The sequence below is a fragment of the Streptomyces sp. BR123 genome, from assembly GCF_013401435.1.
GTDB lineage: Bacteria > Actinomycetota > Actinomycetes > Streptomycetales > Streptomycetaceae > Streptomyces.
On the sequence record NZ_JACBGN010000345.1, the window covers coordinates 1 to 6,961 of the forward strand.

General features: G+C 77.3%; 1 protein-coding gene. It reads right to left on the reverse strand.

Annotated features, from left to right (window positions below; all coding sequences use genetic code 11):
• Positions 1–6,903 (reverse strand): beta-ketoacyl synthase N-terminal-like domain-containing protein (locus HYE82_RS32130; RefSeq protein ID WP_179177732.1); only part of this gene is annotated, 6,903 nt, incomplete at its 3' end.
• Positions 6,904–6,961: the final 58 nt, after the last annotated feature.

Genomic DNA, 6,961 nt, shown 5'->3' on the forward strand with positions numbered 1-6,961 from the left:
GGCCGGGGCCGGGGAGGAGGCGCCGAGCGACTCGGCGACGTGCCGGGCGAACGCGGCCGGCGTCGGGTGATCGTACAGGGCGGTCGCCTTGACGCCGACCGGGTAGGCGGCGTTGACCGCGGCGACGAACTCCACGCCGAGGATCGAGTCGACGCCCAGGGTCAGGAAGGTCTCCTCCGGGTCGAGCTGGTCCGGTTCGAGGTACAGCACACCGGCGAGCAGCCGGGCGACCTCGCCGGTGACCTCCTCCTGCCGGCCCGCCGGAACGGCGGCGGGGGCCGGGGCGGGCGCTGCGGGCACGGCGGGCTCCGCGGGCGCGGCGGCGGCCGCGGCGGGCACGGCGGCGGGAGCCGACGGGGCCGCCGGGGCGGCGGGCCTCGTCATAGCCGTGGCCGGAGCGAGCGGCCGGAGCGAGATCTTGCGGTCGCTGGTCATCTGTGGCTTCTCCATCGGGTCGGGTGCGGTGGCCGGCCGGCGGGCGGGCGCGGCCGCACCGCGCAGGGTCAGGGCGGGTACGGCTGCGGGCGCGGCAGCCGGCGCGGGTACGGCGGCAGGAACGTCTGCCCGGGCGGGTACGGCTGTGGGCGCGGCGGCCTGAACGGGTACGGCGACCGCCGCGGGCGCGGTGGCCGGCACGGGTTCGGCGGACGGCAGGGGTTCGGCGGCCTGGGCCCGTTCGGACGGTGCCCGGCCGAAGTCGCGCAGGTGGCTCCGGGCGAACGCGGGTTCCTGCCCGGCACTGCCGAGGCCCTGCCGGTGCAGGTGGGCGATCTGCAGGTCGTACCAGCAGCGGACGCGTTCGAACGGGTAGTGCGGCAGCGGGATGCGGCGGCCGGTGGAGGCGGAACCGCAGGCGGCCTCGCGGTCGATGCGCCGGCCGGAGAGCCAGGCGGCGACCGTCTCGCCGGCCGGCGGGGCGGGCTGCGGCCGGCCCTCGGCCAGGGCGTCCAGACCGGCGAGCAGCAGGTCGAGCGAGTCGGCCGGGAGGGCTGCGCGGCGGGCCAGGTCGACGCGCCCGACCGCGAAGGTGAAGGCGACGTCGGCCGCCGAGGGCTCGTCACCGGCGGAGCGGGCCTTGAGCAGATGGTCCCTCAGGTCCCGGGCGTACGCGGCGAGCGCGGTGTCCGTCCGGGCCGACAGGAACAGGACCTGCGGCTCCCGGCGGTCGGCCGCCGGTCGCGGGGCGGGCGCGGGCGCCTCCTCGACGATCAGGTGGGCGTTGCCGCCGCCGGCGCCGAACGAGCTGATCCCGGCCCGCAGCGGGCGTGCGGCGCCGTCGTGGGTGCGCCACGGCGCGAGCTGCTGCTGCACGCTGAACGGGACCCCGTCGAAGTCGATCTCCGGGTTGGGCGGGGTGGCGTGCAGCGACGGCACGAGGGTGCGGTGGCGCAGCTGGAGCAGCACCTTGGCGAGCGCCACCGAACCGGCGGCCGACTCGAGGTGGCCGACGTTGGACTTGACCGAACCGATCGGGAGGCTGCCCGGGCCCTTGATGCCGTCCCGGGCGAACGCCGAGGCGAGTCCGCGGATCTCGATCGGGTCGCCGAGCGCGGTGCCGGTGCCGTGGGCCTCGATGTAGTCGAGGTCGCGGGCGGTCAGGCCGGCGTCCCGCAGCGCCTTCGTCACCAGGTCGGCCTGGGCGCGGGGGTTGGGCACGGTGTAGCCGTTGGTGCGGCCGCCGTGGTTGGCGGCGGTGCCGCGGATCACGGCGTGGATGTGGTCGCCGTCGCGCAGCGCGTCCCGCAGCGGCTTGAGGACCACGGCTCCGACGCCCTCGCCGGGGACGTAGCCGTCGCCGCCGGCACCGAAGCTGCGGCAGCGGCCGTCGCTGGAGGCGAATCTCCCCTGGCCGAGCATGAAGTACTTGTTGGGGTGGATGAGGACGTTGACGCCGCCCGCGATCGCCACCCGCGACGAGCCGGCCCGCAGCGACTCGACCGCCAGGTGGACGGCGGTGAGCGCGGAGGAGCAGGCCGTGTCGACGGCGACGCTCGGGCCCTGGAAGTCGAAGAAGTAGGACACCCGGTTGGCGATGGACCAGTAGGCGCTGTTGGCCAGCACGGGATTGCCCCTGAGCCGCTCCTCCGCCTCGTGGAGCTGGTACTCGCCGTACATCGCCCCGACGAACACGCCGACGTCGCGCCGGTGCAGCGGCTCCTCCGCGGCGGACACCAGGCGGTCCGGGGTGTATCCGGCGTCGTCGAGGGCAGCCCAGCAGCTCTCCAGGAACAGCCTGGCCTGCGGGTCGACGATCCCCGCCTCCCGGGGCGAGATGTTGAAGAGCGCGGCGTCGAAGTTCTCCACCCCGTCGATGAATCCGCCCCACTTGGCGTGGGTGCGGTCGACGCGGGTCTTGTCGGCGTCGTAGAGGGCCTCGGCGTCCCAGCGGTCGGCCGGGACCTCGGTGATGCTGTCCCGGCCCTCCGTCAGGTTCCGCCACAGCCCGTCGAGGCCGTCGGCCTCGGGGAAGCGTCCGGCGACGCCGATGACGGCGATGGCCCGGGGGTCGGCGAGGTCGTCGGCGGACGGACCCGACGGCGCGGCGGGAACGGTCGGCGCGGCGGGAACTGCGGTGCCGGCCGGGGCGGCTGTCTCGGCCGGGGCGGGGGGCGCCGCCGGGGCGGTCTCCCCCGGTCCGCCCGCGAGGGCGGTGCACCGCTCGGGGTGCTCCTCCACCAGGTACTCGGCGAGTTCCGCCACCGAGCGGCACTCGAAGAGCAGGGTCTTGGAGAGCCGCCCGAAGTCCTGTTCCAGCAGCTCGACGACCCGGATGGCGAGCAGGGAGTCGATCCCCAGGTCGTCGAAGAGGCGGTCGGCGGTGACGTCCGCGACGGGGGTGCGGGTCGCCTCGGCCACGACCTCCGCCAGCCGCCGGTGCAGGACGCCGGTCACCTCCTCGGCCGGCGCGGCGGCGGGGGCCGCCTGCTGCGCGACCGGAGCCGAAGTCGGCGCCGGCTCCGGGGCGGCCGCGTCGGCGGCCGGGGCCGCGGGGGCCTGGGAGGTCAGCAGCGGGAAGGAGGCGAGCAGGGCCTCCCGGTCGCCGTAGAGCACCACGGGCGCGGTCGCGGGACCGGCGAGCAGGGATTCCAGTACGGCGAGCCCGGCCGCGGTGGGCAGGGCCCGCATGCCGAGGGTGGCCAGCTCCTCCTGGGCCGGCCCGTCCGGGCGCATCCCGCCGTCCTCCCAGAACGGCCAGGCGATCGAGACCGACCGGCCTCGGCCGGCCCGGTCCGCGCGGCGGCGGACCAGCTCGTCCGCGGCGGCGTTGGCGAAGGCGTAGTCGGCCTGTCCGGCGCTGCCGAGGGCGCCCGACACGGAGGAGAAGACGGCGAAGCAGTCCAGGTCCCAGTCGGCCGTGGCCGTGTCGAGCTCGGCCGCGCCGACCAGCTTGGGGACGATCACCTCGCGGGCGTCGGCGACCGTCTTGCGCAGGACGTACCCGTCGCGCAGGACCCCGGCGCAGTGGAAGACGCCGTTCACGGCGGGGCCGTTGGCGGCGATCCGCCGGGCGGTGCGGCCCACGGCGGCCGGGTCGGCCGGGTCCAGCCGCAGGTACTCGACCGAGCCGCCGGTCCGTGCCGCCCGGTCGGCGAGCCGGCGCAGCTCCTCGCCCCGGGCGCCGTCGGCGGCCGACCGGCCGGTGAGCACGATCCGTGCGGCGTAGCGGTCGAGCAGGTGCTCGGCGAGGAGGGCGGCGAGGCGTCCCATCCCGTGGATCCAGTAGCGCCCGCCGTGGCGCAGCACCGGCCGGGTGCCGGCGGCGGGGGTGAGCGGTGCCAGGACGGTGGTCCTCAGCCCGCCGTCGGCCGCGACGGTCAGCGCGCGGGAGAGCGGCACGCGTACCGTCAGGGCGTCGAGCGCGCGGCGCAGCCGGGCCGGCCCGGCGCCGTCCTCGACGGCGAGGGCGGTGAGGTCGAAGCGGGGGTTCTCACCGGTCAGCGAGCGGCCGAGTGCCGCGAGGCCGGCGCCGGTCACCGCGCCCGCCGGGGAGTCGGCCGGGTACGGGACGACCAGGTGCGCGCCGCGCCGGCCGAGCGGGCGCAGCAGGGCCCGCAGCAGGGCCAGGACGCGCAGGGCGCCGTCGGCGGCGGTGGCCGCGGGGGCGGTGTGCGGGTCGCCGGCGGCGGCCGGCCACACGATGGTCGGCCTGCCGCCGTCGGCGGGCAGCCGCGCGGCCAGCTCGGCGCCGGCCGCCGCGGCGGCGTCCGGGTCCGCGGGCTCCGGGAGCACCAGGTCGGCGCCGTCGAGGGCGGTGTCGCCGATCAGCACGAGCGGTCCGGCCGGGGCGGTGTCCCGGCCGGGCAGGGTGAACTCCTCTTCGGCGGGGGCGAACAGGTGCACGTCCTGCGGCACGGCGGACGCACCGGACGCACCGGACGCGGCGGCCGCGGTGACCGGGCGGAGGGCGAGGCCGCGCAGGGTCAGCAGTACGGCGCCGTCCTGCGCCGCGACGGTCACGTCGTACCGGCGCACCCGCCGGCCGCCGCCGGCGAGCCGCTGCGGGCTGACCGTGACCCACACCTGGTCGGGCAGCGGAGCGTGCACCGTCAGCTCGTCGACGGCGAACGGGATGAAGGTCTCTCCGGCCAGGTCCTCGCGCAGGACGCAGCCGATGACGGACTGGAGGGCGCCGTCCAGGACGCAGGGCGAGACCGTCTCGCCGGGCGCGGACTCCGGTGCGGCGGCCACCCGGGCCAGCACCCCGCCGGGACCGTGGTGCAGCTCGCGCAGGACCCGGAAGGCCGGGCCGTAGCCGACGCCGTTGTCCGCGAAGTAGCGGTAGAGGTCGGCGGGTTCCGCCGATTCGGGGTAGGCGCGGCGCAGGGCGGCGAGGTCGAGCGGGGCGGGCCGCTCCGGTGCGCCGTCCGGCAGCAGCCGGGCCTGGGAGTGGACGTCCGTGGAGGCCACCCGGACCTGTCCGTCCTCGATCTCCACCCGCAGCTCGACCGGGTCCACCACCTCGACCGTGCGGCGGAACGCCAGGTCGGCGAGGCCGGCCGCCGGTCCGCCGGCGAGCCGGCCGGCGGCGGTCAGTGCGAGGTCGATCTGGGCGGCGGCCGGGAACACCGGCAGCCCGCCGACGAGGTGGTCGGCTGCCAGCGGGTCGGAGGGGCGCACCGTCCGGACCGGGAGGGCTCCGCTGTCCGCTGCGGTGGCCGTCTCGGGCGACCTGCCGTCCGGCGCGGGGGCCGTGGCGTCGGGGCGGGGCCACCGGCGGCGGGCGAACGGGTAGCCGGGCAGCCGGACCCGGCGGCCGGTGCGGCCGGAGGCGGGCTCCGGTTCGGGCAGCTCGCCGGTGCCTTCGACCCACGCCAGGTAGGGGCCGGCCGGGGCAGGGGCTGCCGCGGAGCCCTCCCGGGCGAGTTCGCGCAGCTGCTCCGCCAGTTCGGCCGTGGTGCGCGCGGTCAGCACGACGCGGACGGCGCGGTGGCTGCGGCCGGTGCGCAGGGTGTGCGCGACGTCGGCCGGCTCCGGGGCGCCGGGGCCGCTCAGGGCGTCCGCCAGGGAGGCGGCGAGCTGTTGCAGGGCCTCTTCGGTGCGGGCGGACACGGGCACCCGGTGCTCGTCCCGGCCGTCTCCGGCGGGCGGGGCCGGCAGGTCGGGCGCCTGCTCCAGCACCACGTGGGCGTTGGTGCCGCCGATGCCGAAGGAGCTCACCGCGGCCCGGCGCGGGCCCTCGGGCACGGGCCAGCCGTCGCCGCCGGCGGCGATCCGCAGGCCGCCGGTCCCGGCGAGTCGGCGGTTGGGCGTCTCGAACGGGGCCTGCGGGGGCACGGCGGCGTGCTCCAGCGCGAGGATCGCCTTGGCCAGGCCGGCGAGTCCCGCCGCGGTGTTGAGGTGGCCGACGACGCTCTTGACGGAGCCGACGGCGGCCGGGTGCGGCCGGTCGCCGCCGTAGACGCGGTCGAGGGCCGCGTACTCGATGGGGTCGCCCAGGTGGGTGCCGGTGCCGTGGGTCTCCAGGTAGCCGACGGTGTGCGCGTCGATGCCGGCGACGGCCAGCGCCTCGCGCAGGACCGCCTCCTGCCCCTCCGGGGACGGGGCGTGGTAGTCCATCTTGCGGGCGCCGTCGTTGTTGACGGCGCTGCCGCGGATCACCGCGCGGATCGGGTCGCCGTCGCGGACGGCGTCGGCCAGCCGGCGCAGTACGAGCGCGCCGGCGCCGTTGCCGAAGACCGTGCCGTCGGCGCTGTCGTCGAACGGCCGGCACTCGCCGCTCGGCGAGAGGATCATGTCGGGCGCGGCGAGGTAGCCCGCCTGCGGGAAGTGCAGCGAGGCGGCGCCGACCACGGCCAGGTCGCACTCCTCGCCGAGCAGGCTCTCCACCGCGAGGTGGACGGCGACCAGGCCGCTGGAGCAGGCGGACTGCACCGTCAGGCTGGGACCGGTGAGGCCGAGCTTGTAGGAGATCCGGCTGGCGGCGAAGTCCTTGTCGGAGGAGGAGAAGCGGATCATGCCGGCCGCGTCCAGCTCGGTGATGCCGACCTGCGGCATCGTGGACTGGCCGACCGAGACGTACGCGGCGGTGCGCAGCCCCGTGCGGTCCGGTGCGAAGCCGGCGTCCTCCAGGGCGTGCCAGGCGGTCTCCAGCAGGACCCGCTGCTGCGGGTCCAGCCACTCGGCGTGTACCGGGCTGTAGCCGAAGAACTCGTTGTCGAAGGCGTCGGCGTCCTCCAGGACGACGCCGGCGGGGACGAAGCCGGGGCGCCGGACCAGTTCCGGTCGGTGGCCCAGCCGGACGAGCTCCTCGGGCGAGTGGCGGCGGATCCCGCTGCGGCCCTGCTCCAGCAGCTCCCAGAGCCGGTCCGCCGAGGTGGCGGGGCCGAAGCGGCAGGAGAGGCCGACGACGGCCACCGCGTTCGGGTCGTCGACCGCGTCGTACGGGTGGTGGTCGTGGTTCATCGGTGGTCGTCTCCGAGTCGAAGGGCGCGCCGCGCCTCGCGGCGGGACGGGCGGGCGG